Raw genomic sequence first — 24044 nt, 5'->3', positions numbered from 1 at the left:
CTACTTCAATGATAGGGAGGTGGGATTTCAAAGCTCTATTGCTTATTAAAAGCCGGTAACCGTATTAGGCAATTAATCTGGTATTACGAAAATTGCTACTATGTGCTTTTGATACGAAGTCACAACAATCCGTACTATCCTCTTTGCACACAAATATCTTTTAAGACTGTAATCTTTTTGCCGGTGATCGGATCAATAATTTTTGTTGGCACCTTTTTCCACTTTATGCAAGGGCGTTCTACTTCCGGGTCGCCTAAAGCAGCCATTTCATTATTGGTGGTAGTTGCTTTGTTGGACTTTGGTATATTAAAGTTATTGCGTATCCGAAGTTCTGAAATGTGTTCCAACTCGGAAATAAATCCATCTCTTTTAAGTTTTGCTTCAAATTCCTTTATCAAAGAAAGAGGGATATCAGGTTGTTTATTTGCTTTTTTGCCATAGCGGGTGTTTTAGTTGGATGAAATAATTTGTAAGGTGTCTCGTATAGGTTGAGCATTTGCATTAAGGGCCTGGCTTATGATATACAATCTTCCCTTATAGGGTGCGGCTGACCGGTTCGCACGCTGTCTCCCAATACGAATATGTAGTTGACTTTCCCATTTTCATTGGTCCGGTTATTGCGTAACCTGTGTTACCGTTTTAACACCTATACTGTTTAGTTAAAAACACCTGTCAGTTACAAGTATTTGTAATTCATTTATTTTCCTTCCTTTTCAATGGCTTCCAATCAGCGGTGCTGCCATGGTTGGGATTTACAGAAGCATCATTGGTGCCCGCCACATTCCCGTGTTGGTCTATCCAGTAATATTGGTATTGGGTGCTTAGTTCAAGCGGACTGTTGGCATTGTAAGGATTGGAATAAGTATTGACAGCACCCAGGTTTTCCCGCACCTGGTGTTGTTGTTTGTCTATAAACCTGTTGCGATCATCCGTCACCTCCTGCCATTTTTGGCCGACCATGTCCTGTATGCTTGCAGGGCCTCTCCAAAAGCGATGGAGTTCTGTAGGTTTTGTTGCATGATACCCCGCATACCAAAGGCGGCCCCATTGGTAGCAGCTATCTGGCGCGATACCAGTGGCAGCCAACTGGCATAAGCAGCCCACTGTGTACTTTCAGACAAGGCCGCTGTCATGGCCATCACACATCCGCCATAATAATTGGAAATATGGCAAACCGCTTCTCCCTGATAATGACCACTGGGAAGTTGATAGGATACCTTGAATTGGTAAGCTTCCTGAAAACCTTTTACAGGGTTGGTGGGGGCCGGATTACTGAGGGTAAGTCCACTGGGCTGTAATGACATGAGTTTTTCATAAACAAACCTGGCTGGGGATAACCGGGCATCAGTCCGGCATTGCCTACCATGACCGTGAAGGCTTTGTTATCGGGAGAAACGAGGGTGAGGGCAAATTGCCCATCTTCCCCAACCCTCCAGCCAGGAGGTAATGCATAGGAGAAATACTGACCCATTCCAATTCTTAGGTCTTCAACCTGGTTGTTTTGTTGTGATGAAGTATATACCTTATTCATGGCATTTGATTTTTTTGGGGTAAATGGCTGAACGATATGCATGTTGGCGGGTAGGCGCACCGTATTGTTTTTGGGCAGGTCATCATCCGCTTTATTCCTGGTATTCTGAGCACATCCCTGAAGCATAATGCCGGATAACAGCACCAGGAACGAAAAGGAAAGAACAGGCTTTTGCATATAGTTGCTTTTGTGTGATACAACAAATGTCGCCCGTAGAAAAGGCCAAAAAATACTCCATTTGTAGTACGTGGGTTGGTAGGCTGTACCCGTATCTGGCGAAGAGTTGTCCAGGGTGAGCCTCCCTGCCGTGTTGTATTGCAGGGCTGCAGGGAGGCCCGCCTTTCACGGATATATAACATAATAGCTGTAACTTGTAGGTAGGCATCACAGTAACCTATTGTTTCAACTAATATCCTTGTATGAGTTCAGTAAACATAACGGTCTTTCTCCAGGCATTAGGTGGTAAGTTTTTAGGCCCGAATGCCTATCAAAACACAGCGATCCGTATCTATTTGCTGCTGGAAGGGCAAACCTATGCTTTTACCTATGACGCGGCTACCAGTGGTATGGATGATGGTCAGATCGGTCAGCAGTTCTCGAATGTTGCTCCCTATGCATTGCCCATACTTACCTTACAAACGAATGGTGGGTACCAGACGAATTACCTGACGGCCGATAGCAATACCGTAAAAGGCACTCTTACTGTTGAGGTGCCTAATGTATCTTCTATCAATGCGCTCATCAAAGCATATATACCCAGTCCAACCGGGTTAACCCTTGCAGTGGAACAGCCGATCGTACTGGCGCCACCGCAAACGGAGTATATGTACCTTATTCCTGTAGCTGGATTGTTGCTGGAGCCCAACCCGGCCACATTGCCGGAGGGCGTTGTTTCGGTATTGGTAAAAATGATGTGTGGTTGCCAGGTGACGGTGGGTAAGTCCAACAGTTATTGGTCGCCGGGCGATTTTGATGTCAGGGCCAATGTAAACTTTGGTAATAATGGTTCGGATACCTTTCCCCTGGTCTTTGATAGTAGTAGCAATGATTCTGCTTTTACTGCCCTCATTCCCGGTGCTGCGGCTGCTTTGTCCATTTGTTTTACAGCACAGCAGTCCAGTACGGGCAATTTCGGGTACCTGGCCGTGAACAGTTAATGTAATTACTCAATAGCGGGTAATGTTCAAGCAAACGTAGGCCTTCATGCTACAAGTTAATGCCTGCCTGCAGTAGATCATTCAGGATACCGGTGATGCGCGTACCAGCATTCAGCATTACCGAACCTTCATTGCGCGTATGGATGCCAATTATTTCCCAGGATTGGTTGTAGATGGGTGAACCGCTGGACCCATGTTCTGTGTCGGAGGTATAAGAGAGCGAGATGGGTGCAATACCAATATGTTCCTGCCGGGAGAGATAATCCGTATGCGGGTCCGCGACCTCACAAATAGTATAATCGAGTGTTGTGTTCGTATGGAATAAGCCATCTGTTTTAACCCGGTATTCCTTTACTTCAGAAGCGGGTACGCCGGTCCTGTAATTGAACTGCAATGAAGCGGAGGAGGCTACTGAATGATCGGGTATTACATGATTGCAGGTGAGCAGGTATCGTCCATAAATGACGCTTCCTGTTCCACTGATGTTGTTATATTGGATGCGACATACCAGCCGGGAACGGGAAAGTCCCTGCTCAAGCCAGTTGATGTTTTTGACCTTATGGGTAATCAGCTTTTCGGGGCTGCTGATTACTTCAGCGTTCTCGAAAACCAGTAAATTGTATAACTGGTCCAGCAAGGCTGCCTGGATCTGGCTTAACTCCACAAAATACCGGTCTTGCGTCATTTGCCCGGTAGCATAGAATTGCTCCGCCCTATACCATCTGGCTTCCACCAGTTCAAACCTACGTTCACCTCCTTTTGGAAAGGAGCTTTTTACCCTGGTAAAAAAAGCCTTGTAATCGCCCTGTATAACCTTCTCTTTGGCTTCTGTGATCAAAGTATTCATACCTGATTGAATGAACTTACCAGCGACCGGCTCGAACTGGTGCCCACCACATGCACCCTCGAAAGGTCAACCGGCTGATTTTGCAAATAATCAAACTGAACCATATCCATCACCATCCCGTCTACCAGCGTTTCCTCCCATTTTGAGCCGGTGAGGATCGCATCGACAATAACGGCCTCCCGCAGATCGGCATGCCTTAATCTGGCTCCGGTGAGATCAGCGTTCTGTAGTTTGCAATATTGCAGATTCGCTTCATGGAGTCTGGTGGCTACTAGCTGGGAATACCTGAAGTCTGCTCCTTGTAAATTGGCTCGCGAGAAATTTGCCCCCAGAACATGGCACTTTGCGCATAGGCCTTCTCAAAAGAGGTTTGTCCAAGGTCACTCTCCATGAAAGAGCAACCAACCAGGTAGGTATTGTTCAAATTGGCAAATTCTATGGAAGCATGAGAAAATGAAGCATCCAACAAATTAGAGCCGCTGAAATTGGCATAAGGTAAGTGTAGGTCGTTAAGATTTAACCGGGACAGGTTGAGGTCATATAGCTGGTAGCCGTTAGCCCGAATGAATGTCTCCGCATACTTTTTCTTCGCGGAAGTGATGTCAAATTCAATGGATCTCAATTTCGCCAGGAGTGAGTGCTCGATGTTGGTTTGTATGATATTGTCGTCCGAGTTGATAATACGGTTTATTAAACCGGATGTATACAGAGAATACCAGCGCAGCAGTAAACTGAACACAAGTTCAATGGTAAAAATAACACTGCCCTTATCCACTCTTTTTATCTTAATGCCTTGGTCTCCAAAAGTAAGGTTATTGAGGGAGTCGATCACACGCTGCCGCTCCTGCGGTGTCACTGACTCAAACTCCAGGTCAAAGGTCATTTTGGTATCGCTGGGCGACAATATCCTGTCCAGGGATTTGACATCGCCTGCAAAGATCGGATCGAGAATATCCAATAAGAAATCTACTGTTCTCTGCTCTTCAATCGACAGAGTCTCCTGGAGGATCAACCCTGTTTGGAATCTTCTTTTAAAGTTCGTGTACCGGTAAAGCACCAGGTCTATCGACCGCAACAGGTCTGCTTTGTAGTGTAGTGGACTCTCATTCACCAGTACCTTGATATCCTCTATGATGGATACCAGCGTCGCCGCAGTATCCTGCAGCATTCTCTTCTTGATGTGTTCGGCCTGCTTTATTAATTCCCTGTCAGTCATGATCCATCCTATTTATAAGTTCGGCATGTAGTGCGACCGCCTTTCCTGAAAATACGGTGAATAGGCCCCGTAGTAAACCGTGAAAACACCTTTTTACCCGATCGCAATCATGGCTTACCCCCTGCTCAAATACGCCGGCAAAAAGATTTTTTGGCGGATTCACAAATCTCCCTAATTTTAGTATGTACGAACATATAAACATTGAGGTATGGATTTTTGGAGATTGATCATCAAAGTGCACTCCCGTTACACGCCCAGGTAGAAGATCTTTTACGCAAACTGATCGAGAAACCTGAGTACCAGAATGGCAAACTACTGCCCAATGAGATCAATATCGCCAAAAAGCTCGGCATCTCCCGGAGCACCGTTCGCCAGGCTACCAATAAACTGGTGTACGAAAGACTGCTCATCCGCAAAAAGGCGTAGGCACCACAGTGGCCAAGAACAATATCTCTACCAAACTTGATAAGTGGGCTTCCTTTACGCACGAAATGGATGAAAAAGGCGTAGCCTTCAAGAATTACAGCATCAAAGTCTCCAACGTGGTGCCCGACAAAGAGATCCTGCAGCTTTTCAAGATCAATCCCGGTACCAAAGTGCTCAAAATGGAGCGGGTAAAGGGTTTGGAGGGCGAACCCATCGTTTATTTCGTGTCTTATTTTCACCCACGCACGGGACTTACCACGGATGACGATTTCTCCAAACCGTTGTATGAAACGCTGGAAAAAGAGCATCATATTGTCGTATCCGTTTCCAAAGAAGGGATCAGCGCTATCCTGGCCGACAAACAGTTGAGCAAACTCCTGTCTGTAGCACCAGGCGCCCCCATCCTGTTTCGCAAAAGGGTGGTTTGTGATGCCGGCGACCGTCCTATCGAATACAACCTTGGCTATTACAGAGCCGACCGTTTCACCTATACCATTGACATCGCACGTAAATAATTGCTGACCATTACTCACTTATCCTGTCAGTTATAAAAAATTTGCCCAGTAATATGTACGAACATTCGGACATGTAAACTTCCCCAAACACGCGAAACTTCAATTAATGAGAAAGTATTCATCTAACGAAATGCTTGCTGCCCTGATGACATCCTTCCTGCTCTTGCTCTTGTCAACACAGGGAACTGCACAGGTAGCCACCGCTGCCAGATCAATCAGCGGAAAAGTAATTGCCAACGGTAAGCCCATTGCCGGGGCTACCGTTGCTGTAAAAGGGACTTCTGATCAGGTAGCCACCAATGCTGCGGGCCAGTTCAACCTGTCTCTTCCCCGGGAAAAGACACTTTGTTGGTCTCGCATGTTGGCTATAGCGCACAGAATGTAGTGCCCGGCGCCCGCAGCAGCCTCACCATTGAACTTATTCCCAACAACGAAGAACTATCCCAGGTAGTGGTGATCGCCTACGGTACGGTTAAGAAAAGCGATCTCACGGGATCGGTTGTTTCTGTGAAAGCGGATGAGCTGAAAGCCGTGCCCGTTACGTCTTTCGACCAGGCCCTGCAAGGGCGTGCAGCAGGGGTGCAGGTGACACAGGTATCTGGTAAGCCGGGCGCTGAAGCATCCATCCGCATCCGTGGCACCAGTTCTATCAATGCCGCCAATGAACCACTGTATGTGATCGACGGGATGCTGGTTAGCAGCGATGGGGCCGATCTTTCGGCGGGTGTTACCCGGGGCCCGCGGCTCAGCGCCCTATCCTCCATCAATCCATCGGACATTGAATCTATTGAGATATTAAAAGACGCTTCCGCTACGGCGATGTATGGCTCGCGCGGTACCAATGGGGTGGTGCTCATCACCACCAAAAGAGGCAAATCGGGCAAAGGACAGGTGAATGTAGATGTTTACCACGCCTACCAGGAAGTGGCCAACAAACTCAATTGCTCAATGCTGCCGAGTATGCCAATATGGTGAATGACGCCAAACTCAATGCCGGGCTCACTCCTGTTTATGTGAACCCTAAAAACCTGGGTAAGGGTACCGACTGGCAGGATGAACTTTTCCGGGTAGCACCGATGTCGAATTATAATGTGTCCGTTTCCGGTGGTGATGATAAAACCAAATATGCCATCTCCGGCTCCTTGTTTATGCAGGATGGCATCATCATCAATTCTGATTTTAAGCGCTATTCATTCCGCGCCAATATTGACCGCGCGATCAACGATAAACTCACCGTAGGTACCAATCTGTCCTATTCCCGTGTCAACAGTAAAGGCGTGCTTACCAATGGTGCCGACATAGTACCGGGCGTAGCTACGGGTGCTATGTTGTTCAATCCCGTACTGCCGGTGTATGATAATTCCAATCCTGCAGCCAACGGTGGTTATACCTATGAGAATGACCGGGGTAAGGTACTGGGCAACCCCATTGCAGAAGCCAAAGAATATATTTCCAATACAACCCTCTCCCGTATCCTGGGAAATGTATATGCCAGATATGCCTTCAGCAAGCAATGGGAGTTGCGCACAAGCTTCGGTATCGATGGATTCTCCAACGATGAAGGTAGTTTCGGACCTAATTTCCTCAAACGTACCCAGGCCAGCAAGGGCGAAGCTTCCATTGCCAAGTCGGATGGTATGACCTGGCTCAATGAGAACACGCTGACCTACAACAATACATTTGGCAGCAAACACCGGGTGAATGCTGTAGTAGGTTATACCCTTCAGCAATTCAACAACGATAAGCTCACTACGATCGCTTTTGATTTCCCCGATAACCGCACCGGCTACCACAATATCTACGCTGCCCTGAAGCCCCAAAAACCGGTTAATAGTGAGTCGGGCTGGAGCATGATCTCTTACCTGGGCCGTGTGAACTATACCTTTAATAACAAATACCTGTTCACCCTCACCGGGCGGGTAGATGGCTCTTCTAAATTTGGTGCGAACAACAAATACGCTTTCTTCCCTCGGCCGCCTTTGCGTGGAGGGTATCGGATGAAGCGTTCATGCAAAATATTTCCGCCATCAGCGACCTTAAATTCCGCACCAGCTATGGGGTGATCGGTAACCAGGCCATCCCACCCTATCTTTCCCTGGCTTTGGTGGGCCCCTTCGGTGAAGGCGTGTTCAACAGCCCCAATGGCAGTGAAGTATTCACCGGCCAGGAGCCACTCTCTTATGTGAACCCCGATCTGAAATGGGAAACCACCAGGCAACTGGATATTGGTATTGACCTGGCCTTATTGAACAACCGCATTACGGTAACTGCCGATTATTACAAAAGAAAACCTTCGACTTATTATTGAGTACGCCGATTCCCTCAACCTCCGGTTTTGGTACCACCGTACTGAATATTGGCAATATCGAGAATCATGGTTTTGATCTTGATATCCGTACCGTAAATACCAAAGGTGTAGTGAAATGGAACAGTGCTATTAATTTTTCAGTGAACAGGAATAAGATCACCAACCTGAATGCCAAAAATGATATTCCAATGCTGGGTGGCACCATCCTGCGGCCTGGCGAAGCAGTAGGTACTTTCTATGGGTATGTATTTGATGGTATTTTTCAAACAGATGCAGAAGCCGCTTCCAGTCCGGTGTTGATCGGTCAGGAGCCTAATTCTCCCAACCTGGCATCGCGCGCCAAAGCCGGTGACCGAAAATACCGCGATATCAATGGTGATAAAAAGATCACAGAAGCGGATAGAACCATATTGGGTACAGCACAGCCGGATTTTACCTGGGGTTTCAGCAATACCCTGTCCTATAAAAATATAGACCTTAACTTTTTTCTTCCAGGGTTCGCAGGGCAATAAAGTAGCCAACCTCAATAACCTTGATCTGTTGAATATGACGGGCGAGAACAATGTGCTGGCCGATGCCGGGCTGAATCGCTGGACGCCTGCCAATCCCGGCAACAAGTATCCCCGCGCACTGGCAGCCGGTAGCCGTGATGTGGGTATTTTCTCTTCCAACATTGTAGAAGATGCTTCTTACCTGCGCCTGAAAAACGTAACGCTGGCCTATAATTTCAGCAATAAGCTGCTGGATAGGATCAAAGTGCGCAACCTGCGGGTGTATGCCAGTGCTACCAACCTGTTTACCATCACTGATTATTCAGGATACGATCCGGAAGGCAACCTGTACGGACAAAATACCACCCTGTTTGGTATTGACCGTGGCGGCTATCCCCAATCGAAAGTATACCTCATCGGTCTTAATCTCGGTTTTAACAACGAAAAAGCTGTCAAATGAAAACAAGACAATTCATATCATATACGCTTATCCTGGGGTGCTATTGCTGGGTACGGCTTCCTGCTCCAAATTCCTGGAAGAAGATCCCAAAAACGTAGTGGGCATCACCAATTATTATAAAACAGAGCAGGACGCCATCTCTGCCGTTAATTCGATCTATGCTTACCTCAACTCCATCAGCACGGGTTCTACCGCTGGTGTGTACCATAGTTCTTTCTGGATCACCCAGGGATTGAGCTCCGACGAAATGCTCAACAATCAACTGGCCGCTCCTGCCCTGGATCAACTGGCCACTTTTACCTACGGTCCGCAGAACAGTACCCTGCAGGAGATCTGGGTGATGCATTACAAAACCATAACCATCGCCAATATTGCCATCAGCCGCATTCCCGGCATCACCATGAACGCGGCTTTGCAAAGCAGGCTGCTGGGGAAGCCCGTTTTCTGCGTGGGTTGATGTACTTCAACCTGGTGCGCATGTTTGGCAAAGTGCCGCTGGTGCTGCTCGAAAAAGAACCCCTGACACCCCAGGCCGCCACAGTGGCTGAAATCTACGACCAGGTACACAAAGACCTGGATGCTGCGGAATCCGTGCTGCCTGCCAGTTACGATCCGGGCAATGGCCGCGGTCGCGCCACAAAGGGGCTGCCATGGCCTTACATGCCAAGGTATACCTCACACAAAAGAACTGGGCGAAGGCGGCTGAAAAAGCCAAAGCGGTGATCGACTCAAAGAGCTACGACCTCTGGGAAGATTTCGCCAGCGTATTCAAACTGTCCAGCCGCGGTGGCAAAGAAGCGGTTTTTCTCTGTAGGCTTTGGCGATGCCAATGGCGCTATCATTTTCTGGGAAGTAGGTCAGTTCCTGGTGCGCTTACTGCCGCCACAACTGAGCGAAGAAGGGGTACAGAATGCGCAAGGCTGGCAGATACCCACCCAGCAATTGTACAACCAGTATGATATTGACGATCGCAGAAGAGCGGTGACCTTTATCACAGAGATCCATAAATCGAATGGCACGGTAGAAACGATCAGGCCCTATATTCAGAAATACTGGGACCGGGTGGCCGAGCCCAAAGGCAATGAGAGTTCCAACGATTTTCCCGTCATACGGTATGCCGATGTATTGCTCATGTATGCTGAAGCGGAGAATGAACTGGATCAACCCCTGGAAGCGCATAGGTATATCAATATGGTGCGCAAACGCGCCCGCTTTGATGGCACTACCTATCGCAATACCGTGCCGGATTATACAGGCCTTAGCAAAACTGATTTCAGAACGGCGGTGTTGAAAGAAAGGCGATTGGAGCTCACGGCCGAAGGTCATCGCTGGTTCGACCTGGTGCGGACCAACACACTCGAAACCCTGGTGCCCCAAGCCAAAACCGGGGTAACGCCTGCCGCCCGGAATTATTTATTTCCCGTACCGCAAACCGAGCGCGACCTGAACCCCAACCTGCCGCAGAATGACTATTAATCAATTTCTAAAACCATAAATAAACAGACTTGGAAAGTTCAAATTTTGATAAGTACCCTGCAATCCGGATCCCGGGGTATGAGGGATGGAATGGATGGACAACGATCGCTGCGGCCTTAGCGCAAAAAGCGAACAGTTTGCGGCAACAAAAATTGTACTCGCCCTTGAATGTTATCATGGTGTGGCCACTGATGAAATGGCTATGCAACTACAGGAACAATTACCGGGTGCTCATTTGGTATTTGCCGGTGATGCAATGCTCCCGGAAGCAGCCATCAATGAAATGGTGTACCCCTATGTGACGGATGATCCTGTTTTCGGATACATCACACCGCTTTCGCTGATCAACTTTTTTGATGAAAATAAGGTCCAGGCATTGCAGCAGCAAATTGCACAGCAGGGAGCGGGCCTGACCATTGTATACGGCACAGGTGCTGCCCTGCTTGCGCCCAAAGCCGACCTGTTGGTATATGCGGATATGCCGCGTTGGGAAATACAACTTCGCTTCAGAAGGAATGAAGTGGGTAACCTCGGTATTTCCAATACCGGCGAACCATTTGCCTATAAATACAAAAGAGCCTTCTTCGTTGACTGGCGGGTGTGCGACCGGCACAAGACATCCTCATGGCCAATTGGGATTATGTGATCGATACTACTATTGCCGGCAACCCAAAAATGATCGAAGGATATGCGCTGCTCAATGCTTTCCGGGAAGTGGTGAAAAGGCCTTTCCGCGTGGTGCCTTTCTTCGATCCCGGCCCCTGGGGCGGCCAATGGCTGAAAGAAGTATGCGACCTGGACCCTAATGAAAAGAATATTGCCTGGGGGTTTGATTGTGTACCGGAAGAGAACAGCCTGTTGTTGGGCTTTGACAATATCCAGTTTGAAACACCTTCTATCAACGTGGTGTTTAACCAGCCACATGCCCTGTTGGGTGAGAAAGTATATGAAGCATTTGGTGCAGAGTTTCCTATCCGCTTCGATTTCCTGGATACGATGGAGGGAGGCAACCTTAGTTTACAGGTACACCCCCTCAAAGAATATATCCGCGAAAAATTTGGCATGGCCTATACGCAGGATGAGAGCTATTATTTTCTCCAGGCAAAAGAGGATGCTTATGTATACCTCGGACTTAAAGAAGATATTGTGCCCGGGAAAATGTTGCATGCTCTACAGGAAGCGCAGGAAAACGGCGGAGGCTTTGAAGCAGAGGAGTATGTAGAGAAATGGCCTGTGCGGCAACATGATCATGTGCTCATTCCTTCGGGTACAGTGCATTGCTCCGGCGCCAACAGCGTGGTACTGGAGATCAGCGCCACACCGTATATTTTCACTTTCAAGTTATGGGACTGGGGCCGCATGGGCCTCGACGGAAAACCGCGCCCCATTTCGCTGGAACATGGAAAAATGTGATCCAGTGGGACCGCACCACACCCTGGACAAAAGAACATATCCTCAACAAAGTGCAGCCATTGGGCAAGGGCGAAGGCTGGCGGGAAGAACGTACCGGTCTTGATGACCTCTCTTTCATTGAAACAAGGCGGCATTGGTTTACCGGCACCGTTCCCCACCATACCGAAGGACGTTTTAATGTTCTCAACCTGATCGAAGGCAGGGAAGCGATCGTGGAAAGCCCTGGCGGCGCCTTTGGACCATTTGTGGTGCACTATGCCGAAACCTTTATTGTTCCTGCCGATGCAGGGGCTTATACCATCCGGCCTTATGGTGAGAGTGCGGGAAAAACCTGCGCTACCATCAAGGCCTATGTACGAACGGATCATTTAATTGATTATCGAATAAACTAACGATTATGCAAAAGCAAGGATTAAAATACGTTTATAAATGCACCTATGTGGCGGCGGTTGGGGGCTGTTGTTTGGCTATGACACAGCGGTAGTAGCAGGCGCCATTGGGTTCATACAAACGAAATATGCGCTTTCCCCGCTATGATGGGCTGGGTGGCCAGTTGCGCATTGACCGGTTGTGTGATCGGGGCCATGTTTGCCGGCAGCCTGAGCGATAAGATCGGCCGTAAAAAAGTGTTGATGATCTCGGCCTTTGCCTTTGCCATCTCCTCGCTGGGCATCCTGTTGCCGCTGGGTCTGAACTATTTTATTTTCTTCCGCCTTATCGGTGGCATCGGCATCGGCATTGCGTCGATGCTGTCGCCCCTGTATATTTCAGAGATCGCGCCGGCCAATATCCGTGGCCGGCTCATCTCTATTTACCAGATGGGCATCGTGATCGGCATCCTGCTGATCTATTTTGTGAATGCCGGCATTGCCGGGCTGCACAATGAAGCATGGAATGTAAGCAGCGGCTGGCGCTGGATGTTTGGTTCCGGCATTATTCCGAGTATTCTCTTTATTTACCTGTTGCTGAAGGTGCCGGAAAGTCCCCGGTGGCTGGCCCGGCAAAACCGGCTGGATGAGGCGGAGGATGTACTGACCAAAGTAAACGGCAAAGAACAGGCACAAGCGGAATTAATAGCCATTAAAGAAGTGATGCACCAGCAATCCGGCAGCTTTGGGCATTTGCTGAAACCCGGATTGCGTTTTGTATTGATCATCGGTATCATCCTGGCCATCCTTTCGCAGGTAACGGGCATCAATGCCATTATGTACTATGCGCCCGAGATATTCAAATCGAGTGGCGATGGTTCTTCATCTGCTTTGCTGCAAACGGTGCTGGTAGGTGTGATCAATGTATTGTTTACCGTAGTGGCTATCAAATACGTTGATAAGTGGGGGCGCAAAACCCTGCTGCTGATCGGTTCTGCCGGTATGACCGTTTGCCTCGGACTGGTAGGCGCCGCCTTCTATTTTAATATGAACCAGGGCCCCTGGTACTGCTGGCCATCCTGGCTTATATCGCTTTCTTCGCCATTTCACTGGGGCCGCTCACTTTTGTGGTAGTGGCGGAAATATTTCCTACGCATGTACGCGGCAGGGCTATGTCGGTCGCCATCTTCTTTTTGTGGGCAGCCGTATTCCTGGTATCACAAACCTTTCCCATGCTCCAGTCTTCCGTTGGCGAAGCCAGTACTTTCTGGATATATATGATCATGTCGGTAGTGGCTTTCCTGTTTGTATGGCGACTGGTGCCCGAAACAAAAGAGAAATCACTGGAAGACATTGAAAAATTCTGGAAATTAAAAGGCATCGAATCCTAACATTTCAAAATAACGATTATGCGGCCATATCCCCTTTTTACGATTGCATTCATAAGCGGCCTGTTGATCATGACAGGTTGTAAAAAGACGGCACAGACCCAAATACGCCCGTCATGAAATTATCATCAGATAATATCACCGGCAAATCCGGCAAACTGATCGAGACTACCATCAACATCACCATTCCCGATGGATTCAAAGAGTTGGCGATCACCAAAGGTGTGAACCTGGTGCCAGACAATGTGTATGGTACTAAAAGGTAACACCAACGTCTACCGGCGACAAACAGTACCAGTACAAATTCACCTATACCCTGAATCCCGATGAAACCGACAAACTGGTAGGTTTCAATTTCAGGCTTACTGATAACCAGGGCAGGTCGGTGGAAAAAGACCTTACGGTAAACACCGTAGCTTCTGCCGCACAGAATATCTTCTCGCATAAATGGTTGCTGAAATCCAAATTCCAGGAGAGCGGTCAGCCAGCGGTGGAAACCATTACCGATTGTGAAAAGGACGATGTGTTTTACTGGAAGCGGGATAGCAGCATTACTGTTAATTATGGTGCTTCAGCCTGCACTTTCGATGGCTTCAATGTATATGACAAATGGACATTGAGTGATGATGAAAAGACATTTAAACAGGTATACCATTCCCTATTCGATCCCACGGCCATCACCACAGAAACCTATACTGTGCGCAGCGTAACCAAAGACAGGCTGGTGATGACCATCGTACTCGATCTCTCCTGGCTCGGACCTCCTTATACCGATCATGAACTGTTTGTATATACCTTCGACGCAGTACCTTAATGGAGGCTGACAGTCGACAAGCTTCTTTAGACTAGGGTGATCCGCCCGTCGGCGGGACTTAGAGGGCGACCCACCCTTAAGACAGCTTCGACAAGCTCGGGGTAACAGCTAAATTCAACGGCATTGAAACAGCCTATAGTACCATAACATTCATTTGAAAAAATAACGCATGTTCTCTCCTACTCGTAGTCATATTGTTCCTTACGCTTCCCTGGTGATCGCAGCATCCATTGTGTTGGGTGGTTGCCGGTCTGCGGGTAATGGGGCATCGGCCGCTCCCGATACCCTGCCCAGCCTTGATTCCCTGCATTTTACCGCCAGCCCTGCTGTTGAATGGGACGCCCTTTTCACCCGTAAATCCGGTTGGTTTGGCGGAGATGGAATATTTGCGGTAACCCGCGATGGCAAAGAAACACCGGGTGCTGCTAAAAAAAGCGAAACACTGATCTGGTTCAGTGATACCATGCTGGGTGAGATTGAAAAAGATTCGCTGAAACCCGGTTATACAATGATCAACAATTCAGTAGCCGTTCTGCAAGATGGCATACCGGATACGGCGCATGTTCGCTTTTATTGGAAAAAAAGAAAATGGCAAGCCTGCTTCGCTGTTTGTTCCTGCCACACCTGCTACACAGAAAGGGGATTATTATTGGCTGGGCGATGGTTTTGTGAACCAGGAACAAAACAATGACCTCTACATTTTCGGCTATCGTATTAAAAATATTTCAAACCAGGCCTTTGATTTAAGGAAGTGGGCAATACGCTGATCATCGTTCCTGCCGGCGCACAGCCTCCTTTTAGCGAATACCGCCAATTGGATATCCCCTTTTTCCTGGGCAAAGAAGTAGATAGCACGGGCTCTTTCGGCGCGGGTATTTTCGTGAATACCGAAGCGGCCGGTGCTCAGCATCCTGATGGCTATGCCTATATCTATGGCATCAAAGGGAAAGAAAAGAAACTGATGGTGGCGCGGATAAAACCAGCCGATATAACATCTTTTGATAAATGGACTTTCTGGGATGGCGCGGCATGGAATACCGATGTGGCAAAGATTGCCACCATCACCGACCGGTTGTCGAATGAAATAGGCCTGATGCAATTAACCGATGGCCGGTATGCACTCACTTTCCAGGCCGATGGATTGGGCCGTTATGTAGGCATGCGCCTGGGCAGTTCACCCGTAGGGCCTTTTGGCAAGGTGATCGAACTGTTTGATTGCAGTGCTTCCGTGTCGGCAGATAAAGACCTCTTTCCCTACAATGCCAAGGTGCACCCCGTGTTGTCGACACCTGATGAACTGCTGATCAGTTACAATGTAAACTCCTTCGATTTCTTCAACGATATTAAACTGTACCCGAACTTATACCGTCCCCGTTTTGTGCGGGTTAAAGTCCTGCCATGAAAGCAATTCAATCCATCACCGTAGGAAGACACCTGATGCTGCTCGCTTGCCTGTTGACCGGACAAGCGGGCTATTCAGTTACTACTGCTACAGCACCCGTTTTTCGCTGGCCAATACCCTTCAATCGAATATGGTGATCCAGCAGGGCAAGTCCTGCACCCTGCGCGGACATGGACCTGCAGGTAGTGTAGTAACGGTGAAGGCCGATTGGATGCGTACAGCAACTACCATTAAGATCAATACCGATGGTAGCTGGCTTATAAAAATACCGGTGCCGATGGCTGTGCCGGGTGATTATAAAGCGCATCGCATTCAATTGGTGTGTGGCGCTTCGACGATTGTGTTATCCAATGTATTGATCGGTGAAGTATGGGTATGTGGCGGCCAGTCGAATATGGACATGGAACTCAAACCTTTTTGCCCTGGCTGAAGGGGCCGCTGAACTATGACCTGGAAATAGCTACGGCCGACTATCCGGCGATCCGCTTGTACAATGTGCGTACCGATTTCAAAGCCCGGCCGGAAGATGATTGTGTCAATGGCGCCTGGACGGTCTGTACACCACAAACTGTTCCCAACTTCAGTGCGGCGGCTTATTTCTTTGCCCGTACCATTCACCAGCAATTGCAGGTGCCGGTGGGTTTGGTCGTAAGCAGCCTGGGCGCTACCAGTTGCCAGGCCTGGACCAGCCGGGATACCCTGACAGCAAACACAACCCTCTATCAAAAATATTTGTATCCCTACGATACCAGCGCTGTATCGAAGATCACTCCCGATACTGTAGTGACCTTTGAAAAAATGTACTGCCCACACTTTTGTACAATGCGATGATCTATCCACTGCGTCACCTTTCTGTGAGTGGGTTTCTCTGGTACCAGGGCGAGTCGAACAAAAACGATGGTGCTGTCTACACGCAGGTGTTTGCCGCCATGATCCGCAACTGGCGTACTTTATTTGCCCAGGGCGATCTGCCTTTTATTATGTACAGGTAGCGCCCTTCAAATGGGAGGGTGATGATGATTCGTCTACTTACTATGCTTACCTGCGGGAAGCACAGGACCGGACACGCTTTGCGGTGCCCAATGCCGGTATGGCAGTCATCATGGATATCTGTGATCCTGCTGATCTTCATCCGCGCAACAAACAAGGCGTGGGCTGGCGGCTGGCCCGTCATGCCCTGGCGTTGAACTATGGTAAAAAGAGATGGCTTACCTCGGTCCGGAGTATGCGCGTATGCGGGTGGATACGGGAACGGTGAAAGTACAATTTAACCCGGCTTCGCTGGCGGGTGGATTGGGCACCAACGATGGAGCCGCCCCGCAATGTTTCTATGTAGCGGGCGCTGATCGTATTTTTCACAAAGCCGTGGCGACCATCGTAGCGCAGGAAGTGTGGCTGCATTGTGAACAGGTGCCGCAACCGGTAGCTGTGCGCTATGCCTTCAGCAATTACCCGGTTACCAATCTGGAGAATAAAGCGGGATTGCCCGCACTGCCTTTCAGAACGGATAACTGGTGACACAAATCATAATCTTAATACAGCAACTATAACCGTATGAAATTTTGTTTGGGTATTGCATGGGCATTATTGATAAGCGGGGCGGTCATGGCTGGCCCGGGTAATATAGCACCTGCGGCTATTGTGACCGCTTCCACTTCTTTGAATAAACAACTGGATGCATCGCATGTGGTGGATGGTGTGATAGGCGTGGATGGAAAAGGCGAATGGGCCTGCGAAGGGGTGACCACCGATTGGGGATATATCCGTTTTCCCTGGATCCAACTGGCCTGGATAACGCTGCAAACGATCAACAAGATCGTGTTATATGACCGTGCTTCCTTACAAGAGAATATTGCCGGTGGCCGGCTGGAATTCAGTGACGGCAGTAAGATCTGGGTAAACGAATTGCCGAAGAACGGGATTGGCAAAGCCATTCATTTTACTGATAAGACCGTTTCCTGGGTAAAATTTGTGGCCACCGATGGTACGGGCAGCGACCTGGGATTTTCTGAAATTGAAGTGTTCCCTTCGCCCGTGCAAGCCAATGATTATGTATCGTGGGTAGACCCTTATATCGAAACCAACCGCGGCCGTTATTTCTTTTTATTACGGGTAACCGGCCCTTTGGGATGATTGGTGCTGCGCCCCTTACCCGCAATAAAAATCAGAATGGGGGTGGTTACAATTACAATGAAAAAGAGATACTGGGATTTAACCAGATCCATTGCTGGATGTTGTCGGGTATTGAAGTGATGCCTGCTGCACCAACCGTTGACCCGCGATTGGGACAGCAGGGATGGAAATCGACCTTTAACCACGATGATGAAATTGTGCAGCCAGGCTACCAGCGCATATACCTGCAACAGCCGAAAACCTGGGTGGAACTGACCTCTACCAACCGGGTGAGCTTTTACCGCTTTACCTGGACAGAAGCGATGCCCGCGCGCATCCTCACCAACCTGGGCGGCCATGTCAGCAATAGCACCATGACCAATGCTGTGGTGAAAAAGATTAGCAATACCGAATTTGAAGGCAGCTTTAGTTCGGTGAAACGCTATTGGGGCGGCCCCAAGGATGTGAAAATGTTTTTCGTGATCCAGTTTGATAAGGCCTACCAGTCATTGGATGCCTGGAAAGGACAACAACAGGTACGAAATATCAATACCATTGAAGGTGATAGTGTGGGACTGGCTGCGCTGTTCAACGTGCAGGCGGGCGATAAAGTGCAGATGAAGATCGGATTTTCCTATACCAGCATTGAGAATGCCCGTAAGAATTTGCAGGCTGAATGTAATGGCTGGGATTTTGATGCCGTGAAAAAGGAGTCACAGGCCATCTGGAACCAGTGGCTGGGCAAGATGGACGTGAAAGGTGGAACTACCGAACAGAAAACGAAATTTTATACAGACCTCTGGCATGTATTACTGGGCCGGCACAAGATCAACGATGTGTCGGGCGATTATCCCGATCGTACCGAAGGCAAGCGGGATGGGAATTTTACCGATGCCGTCTTCAAGGTCAAAACCGTACCGAAGAATGCTGATGGCAGTCTGCGCTTCAATATGTACAACTCCGATGCCTGGTGGCTTACCCAATGGAACCTGAATGTATTGTGGGGCCTTGCCTGGCCTGAAGTGCAGGATGAAATGTCGGCCTCCATGATCGAGTATGCCAACAATGGCTACCTGTTGCCACGCGGCCCCTCGGGTGGTGGTTATTCTTATATCATGACGAGCTGCCCCGCTACCAACCTGATCGTTAGCACCTATATGAAAGGATTGCTGACCAAAGCCAATCCCGCACACGCGTTTAAGATCATTAAGCAAAATCATTTGCCAGGGGGCATGATGGGCAGTGCGGAAGATATTCAGTTCTACACCAAAAATGGTTGGTGGCCCGGTAATGTGGGCATCACCATTGAAGCGGGTTTCCAGGATTGGGGACTTGCGCAGATGGCTAAGAAGATGGGGAAGAAAAAGACTACGACTTCTTTTCAAAAAGAGCCGGTGGCTGGAAATATTGCTACGATAGCACCCAGAAATTATTATTTCCCAAAGACCGGAACGGACAATTTATGCATCATAATGCATTGAGTGGGGAAGGTTGGGTAGAAGCGAATGCCTGGCAGGGCACTTGGGGCGTATCACATGATATTGCGGCACTGGCCAACATGATGGGTGGCAATGATACCCTGTGCAGTAAACTCAATTACGCTTTTGAAAAAGCTGCGGCCAGTGATTTTGTATTTGGGTACACGGAAGGATATGTGAGTTATGCCAACCAGCCCGGATGTTCCAATGCCCATGTGTTTAATCATGCCGGCAAACCCTGGCTTTCGCAGTATTGGGTGCGGCGGGTGCAGGCGCAGGCTTATGGCGGCACCACACCCGACCTGGGCTATGGTGGTCATGATGAAGACCAGGGGCAAATGGGCGGCGTGAGCGCCCTCATGGCCATTGGTTTGTTTGGATTAACAGGCAATGAATCCACCACACCCGTGTATGATATTACTTCACCCATCTTTGATGAGGTAACCATACAACTCGATAACCGGTATTACAAAGGGAAACAGTTTGTGATCAAAACACATAATAATGCGGCCGCCAATTATTATATACAGCAGGCAACATTGAATGGTGAGCCCCTCAATACCTGCTGGTTCACCCATGAAGCTTATGCCAAAGGAGGTGTGTTGGAATTGTGGATGGGCAAGGAGCCCAATAAAACATGGGGGTGAATCAATGAGTACGATCAATGAGCGGCAGGTAGCCGGGATCGATATTGGCGGATCGCATATCAGTGTATGCATGGTTGACCTGGGATTGGCAGCCCTGCAGGAGCCGTACGCGGTACGTGCAAAATGTGATCCACATGGCAGTGCCGGGGAGATCATCGACTGCTGGGCAAATGCTATTGAAGCCAGTTTTGCGCAGGTCTCCGTTGCTGAAAAATACATCGGCATTGCTATGCCCGGGCCTTTTGATTATGAAGAAGGGATCAGTTATATCACGGGCCTGCATAAGTTTGAATCCCTGCATGGGCTGAACGTAAAAAAGATGCTGGCCGACAGGTTGCACATTCCGGTAAGCCATATTAAAATGGTGAATGATGCCAGCGCTTTTTTATTGGGAGAAGTGAAGGGAGGTGCTGGCAAAGGTTATCAGCAGGCGGCGGGCATAACCCTGGGTACGGGGTTGGGCTCTGCCGGATTTTTTAATGGCGTGATCCATGATGGCGATCTGTGGAGTACGGAATTTAAGGATGCGCGGGCGGAGGATTATCTCTGTTCGCGCTGGTTTGTGCAGGAGTATGCCCGCGTATCCGGTCAATCGGTAGAGGGGGTTAAAGACCTCATCGCCTTGTATGAGCAAGACGGCCATGTAAGGGCCTTGTTCAACCACTTTGGTCAGCACCTGGCGGATGTATTGCTATTGAAATATCCCCCCTACCCTACAGGACATTGTGATCATTGGCGGTAATATTGCCAAAGCCTGGGACTATTTTATTCCTGCCGCCATGGAACGATTTAAACAATACAATACTACCATGAACCTGCAACGGGCTATCCTCGGCGAAAATGCGGCCATAGCCGGCGCTGCGTTCCTGTGGAAATTATGATAGAAAGCGGTTCAGGTTTATTTTCGTAAAGCCCCTCAATAAGGGAGGTTCCATACTACCGCAGCGTACAATGAAGCGCTATTTGTTCCCCTTGCCAGGATCATAAGAGGCATGGAGGTAGCCGATGCCCTGAAAGCAGGCCCGGATTCCTGCTTTAGCCGCATAGCTTTACAGGAGGCTACCATAAAAAGTATACTTTTTTAAAAAAATATGCGATAAAAAGTTAGGTTTAGCTTGTCTACTTGTTGTTATATGTAGGGAGAAGGTGATCAACGCTTTTAAAACCTATTACAATGAGTAAATTCAAGTGTTTTTAACTGAGTAACGCATTTGTAACGCCAACGGTGGGGGATACAGCAATACTATTTATTGCAAGAATAGTAATTTCCCTTCATCTTAATTACACATCATCTTCTTCCCGTTTTTTTCTGATCATTCTTCTTTCCTATTCCTTTCAAATTTCCCTGGTCACCTTATTAGGTCATTCCAATGCCTTTCATCAGTCTTATGTACTGATGTGGGCTCCATCTAAACTAATTACCATGTTTACAGAAAAATCCAATCTCAATAACCAATACAAGGCTTTGCTTGAACAATTGACGGTAATAGAAAATGGGGAAAGCGAACCAAGCGCAAAATTGATCCAATGCAGCCAGCATTGCCTGGAATTACTTCGACAGTTTAGAAAATCCATCACTGCCAATGGATTTCCAGATCCCGATACAGAAATTTATTTTTCAAATACATTAAACCGGCTATTGCCGGCCGGCATTTCTATTACAAACGGGTTTACCAATTGCACCTGGGCGAACTAAAAGGGTGCTGGGCCAAGGAAAAGGAACGATTAACGATGGAACGCGATATGCTGACGAAAGTTTTTCAACAGTACGATACGTTATGGAAATATTACCGGTCGGGTGCCACGGCGCTGGACCAGGCCTACTTTCTTCGGGAATTCAATGATTGGCCGCTCATGCCCTTGTCGGCCGATTATGATGAAAAATTCTGCACCTGTGGCGATGGACAGCTGGCAGAGCTGATAGGGAGCGAATTGCTGATGCAGTACATTGACAAGTTGCTACATTCTCCAGTTAAACAGGAAACCCAAGAGAACCGGAGCATCGTCAGTTCGCAATTAATCTGCACCGACACACCCACCAATATTGTGGAGCTGGGTTATGCCTTGTATGCCCGCGGATTTTTAACCAGGGTAAGGCTTCCATTAGAGAGGTGATGAACTTTCTGTCCGATGCATTGAAGGTAGATCTCCATAAGTACTATGATACTTTTATCCAGATAAAAGAACGCAAGACCAGTAGCTCCAAGTTTCTCGATGAGTTAAGAGCAGCTTTGCTCAAGTATATTGATCAATCAGAAGAATAACCCGCTCATTTTATTTACCAGGCTGGTAAAAAGTATGCTATAAAACCCCTTGCGGTAATATATAGCCATATCGGACAACCGATATGGCTTTTTTAGGCGCTTTTATCTGATTGGTTGTTGCAGAAATAAATTTCTACCAGGCTGGTAACAACCTGGTAAAACGGTCGGCAGAATCCCGCCAGCTTTGTGTCATCAAAATTGATGTATATGACAAACACTTGCAACATAGCTGGACAGAATGGTAGCGTAATGGTACCCGTATTGTCTGAAAATGGTAGTCTGATGGCCTACCTACTCTATCCGAATCCCCAGGGAATCCTGGAGGAATACTACCCCGCCAAGGCAATACCCAGGCAATACTTAGGCAATACCCAGGCAATACCCCCGCAGGATAACACCCCTACCGGGCGAGGTGGGCACGACTGTGTGCTTAGCTTTTCCCAACTGTATAAAGATTTTCTCTGTTGGACCGGCCAACCATTTCTATTATTTAAAAACCTAAAAAAAACAAACATGGCAAAAGAACCATCAAAGGGGTTAGCCTCTGACAGGATCAAGAATGACCCCACCTTCGAGCGTACCAGGGAGAACATGGCCGAGTTTGGCCGTGCGGGCAAAGCGTCCAGACTGACACGCGAAATTTTCCGGGACGTAACCATCTTCGCAAAAGACAGCGTCACCCAGGCCAGGTTGCACAAAGTCTTTTCGCGGGTGCTTATGACCGATCCCGTAAGCCGGCGCGGCGAACGAACCGTTGGCAAAGGCGATCAATTGCAATTAAAGGGTTTCAATTTCAATGTACGTGCAGGTTTACGCGAAACCTTTTATGTACGCTGCCCAATTGTGATTAATCGCCCTACCGGCCAGGTAGTGATTACTATTCCTTCGTTTGTGCCCAAAGTAATGGTACAGGCGCCAGGCGGTACTACGCACTTTAGGATTGTAGCTGCTACGGCTACTGTCAATTTTGATACTGAAGCCTATGAATATATGCGGGCAAGTACGGATGAGGTGTTGTGGGATCAGGTTCCCTACCCAGGAACCAACCTGGAACTAACACTACCCATCAACAGTCCCGATACCATCCTGGTGGCATTAGGTATCGAATTCTCCCAAAGGGTCAACAATCAATCCTATGCACTGAAGACGGGCGATTGCAATGCCACGACTATCATGCGGGTGGATCAACTTTAATCCTTGAAACAATGGTTACCGGCAACCATGAATGACGCCTTTCCTTGTCAGGAATCCGCTGCCTGTTGTTACAGCAGCCATACCATCAGCGCTTATTTTCATCTGTTGTCAGTAACCGGTCCCAACCATTCCGCCTTACTGTTATTCGCTGGCAGGCATGTTTATTCAGAAGCTTCCATGCCAGCTAGTGAACCCCGGTTGCAACTGCTCATGCGCAGGAGCTGTGGCAACCGGGTGGCAGCAAGGCAGTTAAGATTGCTGAATAGTAGCAGGAGTTTTATTTATTAATCAGTCAATTATTCACTATGAGCAATATCATCAACCGGATGTCGGACAAGACACCGAAGTTCTTCAAGCTACTGCGTACCATCGGTATTTCGCTGGCAGCCGCCAGTGGTACCGTACTGGCCGCCCCGGTCGCCTTGCCTGCGATCGTGAGCACCATCGCCGGCTACCTCGCTGTAGCAGGTAGTGTAATGGGCGCGGTGAGCCAGACCGCCGTACTCAACGAAGAAGAGTAGGTTTTACCAGGGCGCT

General features: G+C 48.4%; 39 protein-coding genes and 2 pseudogenes. 34 read left to right on the top strand and 7 right to left on the bottom strand.

Annotated elements, in window-relative coordinates:
* Nucleotides 1–134 precede the first annotated feature (134 nt).
* From RS881_RS27400 to RS881_RS27385, 4 genes are all read right to left on the bottom strand, one after another.
* A complete protein-coding gene (locus tag RS881_RS27400) occupies nucleotides 135–398 on the bottom strand; it encodes a hypothetical protein (protein ID WP_315824017.1) in 264 nt (87 codons plus the stop codon).
* Between the two features lie 295 nt (nucleotides 399–693).
* Nucleotides 694–936, bottom strand: a complete 243-nt coding sequence (locus RS881_RS27395) for a hypothetical protein (protein ID WP_315824016.1) — start codon at nucleotides 934–936, stop codon at nucleotides 694–696.
* Nucleotides 933–1304, bottom strand: coding sequence for a hypothetical protein (locus RS881_RS27390; RefSeq protein ID WP_315824015.1), 372 nt, complete (start codon nucleotides 1302–1304; stop codon nucleotides 933–935). The genes RS881_RS27395 and RS881_RS27390 overlap by 4 nt, the downstream gene beginning before the upstream one ends.
* The gene (locus tag RS881_RS27385) at nucleotides 1247–1708 is read right to left on the bottom strand and encodes a hypothetical protein (RefSeq protein WP_315824014.1); all 462 of its coding nucleotides are present in this window, start codon (nucleotides 1706–1708) and stop codon (nucleotides 1247–1249) included. The genes RS881_RS27390 and RS881_RS27385 overlap by 58 nt, the downstream gene beginning before the upstream one ends.
* A gap of 242 nt (nucleotides 1709–1950) precedes the next feature.
* Here RS881_RS27385 and RS881_RS27380 point away from each other — a divergent pair, with 242 nt between their 5' ends.
* Complete coding sequence (locus RS881_RS27380) at nucleotides 1951–2688, top strand: hypothetical protein (protein ID WP_315824013.1); 738 nt, start codon at nucleotides 1951–1953, stop codon at nucleotides 2686–2688.
* A gap of 49 nt (nucleotides 2689–2737) precedes the next feature.
* Here RS881_RS27380 and RS881_RS27375 read toward each other — a convergent pair whose 3' ends face one another.
* Genes RS881_RS27375 through RS881_RS27370 form a run of 3 tightly spaced genes read right to left on the bottom strand, consistent with a single transcriptional unit; the run spans nucleotide 2738 to nucleotide 4751 of the window.
* Nucleotides 2738–3535, bottom strand: coding sequence for a trypsin-like serine peptidase (locus RS881_RS27375; RefSeq protein WP_315824012.1), 798 nt, complete (start codon nucleotides 3533–3535; stop codon nucleotides 2738–2740).
* Complete coding sequence (locus RS881_RS60055) at nucleotides 3532–3867, bottom strand: pentapeptide repeat-containing protein (RefSeq protein WP_350340255.1); 336 nt, start codon at nucleotides 3865–3867, stop codon at nucleotides 3532–3534. The genes RS881_RS27375 and RS881_RS60055 overlap by 4 nt, the downstream gene beginning before the upstream one ends.
* A complete protein-coding gene (locus RS881_RS27370) occupies nucleotides 3807–4751 on the bottom strand; it encodes a pentapeptide repeat-containing protein (RefSeq protein ID WP_315824011.1) in 945 nt (314 codons plus the stop codon). Before RS881_RS27370 ends, RS881_RS60055 begins: the two co-directional genes overlap by 61 nt.
* Nucleotides 4752–4967: 216 nt before the next feature.
* Between RS881_RS27370 and RS881_RS27365 the strand changes: the two genes are divergently transcribed.
* The 33 genes and pseudogenes from RS881_RS27365 to RS881_RS27200 all read left to right on the top strand — a co-directional run bounded on the left by RS881_RS27365 (nucleotide 4968) and on the right by RS881_RS27200 (nucleotide 24028).
* A complete protein-coding gene (locus RS881_RS27365) occupies nucleotides 4968–5177 on the top strand; it encodes a GntR family transcriptional regulator (RefSeq protein ID WP_315824010.1) in 210 nt (69 codons plus the stop codon).
* Between the two features lie 8 nt (nucleotides 5178–5185).
* Entirely contained in the window at nucleotides 5186–5692 is a 507-nt protein-coding gene (locus RS881_RS27360) for a GntR family transcriptional regulator (RefSeq protein WP_315824009.1), read from the top strand.
* Nucleotides 5693–5798: 106 nt separating this feature from the next.
* Nucleotides 5799–6077, top strand: coding sequence for a carboxypeptidase-like regulatory domain-containing protein (locus RS881_RS27355; RefSeq protein ID WP_315824008.1), 279 nt, complete (start codon nucleotides 5799–5801; stop codon nucleotides 6075–6077).
* The gene (locus RS881_RS27350; protein ID WP_315824007.1) at nucleotides 6041–6667 is read left to right on the top strand and encodes a TonB-dependent receptor plug domain-containing protein; all 627 of its coding nucleotides are present in this window, start codon (nucleotides 6041–6043) and stop codon (nucleotides 6665–6667) included. Before RS881_RS27355 ends, RS881_RS27350 begins: the two co-directional genes overlap by 37 nt.
* A complete protein-coding gene (locus RS881_RS27345) occupies nucleotides 6634–7755 on the top strand; it encodes a SusC/RagA family TonB-linked outer membrane protein (protein WP_315824006.1) in 1122 nt (373 codons plus the stop codon). The genes RS881_RS27350 and RS881_RS27345 overlap by 34 nt, the downstream gene beginning before the upstream one ends.
* Entirely contained in the window at nucleotides 7701–8000 is a 300-nt protein-coding gene (locus RS881_RS27340) for a TonB-dependent receptor domain-containing protein (protein ID WP_315824005.1), read from the top strand. The genes RS881_RS27345 and RS881_RS27340 overlap by 55 nt, the downstream gene beginning before the upstream one ends.
* Nucleotides 7997–8512 carry a hypothetical protein gene (locus tag RS881_RS27335; protein WP_315824004.1) on the top strand — a complete coding sequence of 172 codons (516 nt, stop codon included), beginning with the start codon at nucleotides 7997–7999 and terminating at the stop codon, nucleotides 8510–8512. The genes RS881_RS27340 and RS881_RS27335 overlap by 4 nt, the downstream gene beginning before the upstream one ends.
* 34 nt (nucleotides 8513–8546) lie before the next feature.
* Nucleotides 8547–8951, top strand: a complete 405-nt coding sequence (locus tag RS881_RS27330; protein WP_315824003.1) for a hypothetical protein — start codon at nucleotides 8547–8549, stop codon at nucleotides 8949–8951.
* Nucleotides 8952–8988: 37 nt separating this feature from the next.
* The gene (locus RS881_RS27325; protein ID WP_315824002.1) at nucleotides 8989–9408 is read left to right on the top strand and encodes a hypothetical protein; all 420 of its coding nucleotides are present in this window, start codon (nucleotides 8989–8991) and stop codon (nucleotides 9406–9408) included.
* Nucleotides 9408–9674: a RagB/SusD family nutrient uptake outer membrane protein gene (locus tag RS881_RS27320; protein WP_315824636.1), complete on the top strand. Its 267-nt coding sequence runs from the start codon at nucleotides 9408–9410 to the stop codon at nucleotides 9672–9674. Before RS881_RS27325 ends, RS881_RS27320 begins: the two co-directional genes overlap by 1 nt.
* A gap of 63 nt (nucleotides 9675–9737) precedes the next feature.
* Nucleotides 9738–10427 carry a RagB/SusD family nutrient uptake outer membrane protein gene (locus tag RS881_RS27315; RefSeq protein ID WP_315824001.1) on the top strand — a complete coding sequence of 230 codons (690 nt, stop codon included), beginning with the start codon at nucleotides 9738–9740 and terminating at the stop codon, nucleotides 10425–10427.
* 85 nt (nucleotides 10428–10512) lie between these two features.
* Nucleotides 10513–11073: a DUF8485 domain-containing protein gene (locus tag RS881_RS27310; RefSeq protein ID WP_315824000.1), complete on the top strand. Its 561-nt coding sequence runs from the start codon at nucleotides 10513–10515 to the stop codon at nucleotides 11071–11073.
* Nucleotides 11052–11840, top strand: coding sequence for a class I mannose-6-phosphate isomerase (locus RS881_RS27305; protein WP_315823999.1), 789 nt, complete (start codon nucleotides 11052–11054; stop codon nucleotides 11838–11840). Before RS881_RS27310 ends, RS881_RS27305 begins: the two co-directional genes overlap by 22 nt.
* The gene (locus RS881_RS27300; RefSeq protein WP_315823998.1) at nucleotides 11837–12232 is read left to right on the top strand and encodes a hypothetical protein; all 396 of its coding nucleotides are present in this window, start codon (nucleotides 11837–11839) and stop codon (nucleotides 12230–12232) included. The genes RS881_RS27305 and RS881_RS27300 overlap by 4 nt, the downstream gene beginning before the upstream one ends.
* A 141-nt stretch (nucleotides 12233–12373) precedes the next feature.
* Entirely contained in the window at nucleotides 12374–13342 is a 969-nt protein-coding gene (locus RS881_RS27295; RefSeq protein ID WP_315823997.1) for a sugar porter family MFS transporter, read from the top strand.
* Nucleotides 13270–13599: an MFS transporter gene (locus RS881_RS27290; RefSeq protein WP_315824635.1), complete on the top strand. Its 330-nt coding sequence runs from the start codon at nucleotides 13270–13272 to the stop codon at nucleotides 13597–13599. Before RS881_RS27295 ends, RS881_RS27290 begins: the two co-directional genes overlap by 73 nt.
* A gap of 113 nt (nucleotides 13600–13712) precedes the next feature.
* Nucleotides 13713–13862: a hypothetical protein gene (locus RS881_RS27285; protein WP_315823996.1), complete on the top strand. Its 150-nt coding sequence runs from the start codon at nucleotides 13713–13715 to the stop codon at nucleotides 13860–13862.
* A 119-nt stretch (nucleotides 13863–13981) separates the two neighbouring features.
* Nucleotides 13982–14410 carry a hypothetical protein gene (locus RS881_RS27280; protein ID WP_315823995.1) on the top strand — a complete coding sequence of 143 codons (429 nt, stop codon included), beginning with the start codon at nucleotides 13982–13984 and terminating at the stop codon, nucleotides 14408–14410.
* 169 nt (nucleotides 14411–14579) lie between these two features.
* Nucleotides 14580–15101, top strand: a complete 522-nt coding sequence (locus tag RS881_RS27275) for a hypothetical protein (RefSeq protein WP_315823994.1) — start codon at nucleotides 14580–14582, stop codon at nucleotides 15099–15101.
* 60 nt (nucleotides 15102–15161) lie between these two features.
* Nucleotides 15162–15812: a DUF5005 domain-containing protein gene (locus RS881_RS27270; RefSeq protein ID WP_315823993.1), complete on the top strand. Its 651-nt coding sequence runs from the start codon at nucleotides 15162–15164 to the stop codon at nucleotides 15810–15812.
* Nucleotides 15813–15858: 46 nt separating this feature from the next.
* Nucleotides 15859–16242, top strand: a complete 384-nt coding sequence (locus tag RS881_RS27265; RefSeq protein ID WP_315823992.1) for a hypothetical protein — start codon at nucleotides 15859–15861, stop codon at nucleotides 16240–16242.
* Entirely contained in the window at nucleotides 16230–16643 is a 414-nt protein-coding gene (locus tag RS881_RS27260; protein WP_315823991.1) for a hypothetical protein, read from the top strand. The genes RS881_RS27265 and RS881_RS27260 overlap by 13 nt, the downstream gene beginning before the upstream one ends.
* The gene (locus RS881_RS27255) at nucleotides 16640–16804 is read left to right on the top strand and encodes a sialate O-acetylesterase (RefSeq protein WP_315823990.1); all 165 of its coding nucleotides are present in this window, start codon (nucleotides 16640–16642) and stop codon (nucleotides 16802–16804) included. Before RS881_RS27260 ends, RS881_RS27255 begins: the two co-directional genes overlap by 4 nt.
* A gap of 83 nt (nucleotides 16805–16887) precedes the next feature.
* A complete protein-coding gene (locus RS881_RS27250) occupies nucleotides 16888–17070 on the top strand; it encodes a hypothetical protein (protein WP_315823989.1) in 183 nt (60 codons plus the stop codon).
* Nucleotides 17016–17330: a hypothetical protein gene (locus tag RS881_RS27245; protein ID WP_315823988.1), complete on the top strand. Its 315-nt coding sequence runs from the start codon at nucleotides 17016–17018 to the stop codon at nucleotides 17328–17330. The genes RS881_RS27250 and RS881_RS27245 overlap by 55 nt, the downstream gene beginning before the upstream one ends.
* Before the next feature lie 36 nt (nucleotides 17331–17366).
* Nucleotides 17367–17945 (top strand): DUF7402 domain-containing protein, encoded by a 579-nt coding sequence (locus RS881_RS27240; protein ID WP_315823987.1) that lies wholly within the window; start codon nucleotides 17367–17369, stop codon nucleotides 17943–17945.
* Nucleotides 17942–20049: pseudogene (locus RS881_RS27235) on the top strand (GH92 family glycosyl hydrolase). Before RS881_RS27240 ends, RS881_RS27235 begins: the two are co-directional and overlap by 4 nt.
* Before the next feature lie 4 nt (nucleotides 20050–20053).
* Nucleotides 20054–20791, top strand: coding sequence for an ROK family protein (locus RS881_RS27225; RefSeq protein ID WP_315823985.1), 738 nt, complete (start codon nucleotides 20054–20056; stop codon nucleotides 20789–20791).
* Nucleotides 20775–20930: a hypothetical protein gene (locus tag RS881_RS27220; protein ID WP_315823984.1), complete on the top strand. Its 156-nt coding sequence runs from the start codon at nucleotides 20775–20777 to the stop codon at nucleotides 20928–20930. Before RS881_RS27225 ends, RS881_RS27220 begins: the two co-directional genes overlap by 17 nt.
* A gap of 542 nt (nucleotides 20931–21472) precedes the next feature.
* On the top strand, nucleotides 21473–21745 hold the full coding sequence (locus RS881_RS27215) for a hypothetical protein (RefSeq protein WP_315823983.1): 273 nt from the start codon (nucleotides 21473–21475) through the stop codon (nucleotides 21743–21745).
* A pseudogene (locus RS881_RS27210) lies at nucleotides 21637–22313 on the top strand (RteC domain-containing protein). The gene RS881_RS27215 and the pseudogene RS881_RS27210 overlap by 109 nt, the downstream one beginning before the upstream one ends.
* A gap of 207 nt (nucleotides 22314–22520) precedes the next feature.
* The gene (locus RS881_RS27205) at nucleotides 22521–23507 is read left to right on the top strand and encodes a hypothetical protein (RefSeq protein ID WP_315823982.1); all 987 of its coding nucleotides are present in this window, start codon (nucleotides 22521–22523) and stop codon (nucleotides 23505–23507) included.
* Nucleotides 23508–23812: 305 nt separating this feature from the next.
* Nucleotides 23813–24028: a hypothetical protein gene (locus tag RS881_RS27200; RefSeq protein WP_315823981.1), complete on the top strand. Its 216-nt coding sequence runs from the start codon at nucleotides 23813–23815 to the stop codon at nucleotides 24026–24028.
* Nucleotides 24029–24044: the final 16 nt, after the last annotated feature.

Source organism: Paraflavitalea speifideaquila (assembly GCF_032395985.1).
GTDB classification, from domain to species: domain Bacteria; phylum Bacteroidota; class Bacteroidia; order Chitinophagales; family Chitinophagaceae; genus Paraflavitalea; species Paraflavitalea speifideaquila.
The sequence above is the reverse complement of the archived record's forward strand: the minus strand, read 5'-3'. Positions and strand labels throughout refer to the sequence as shown.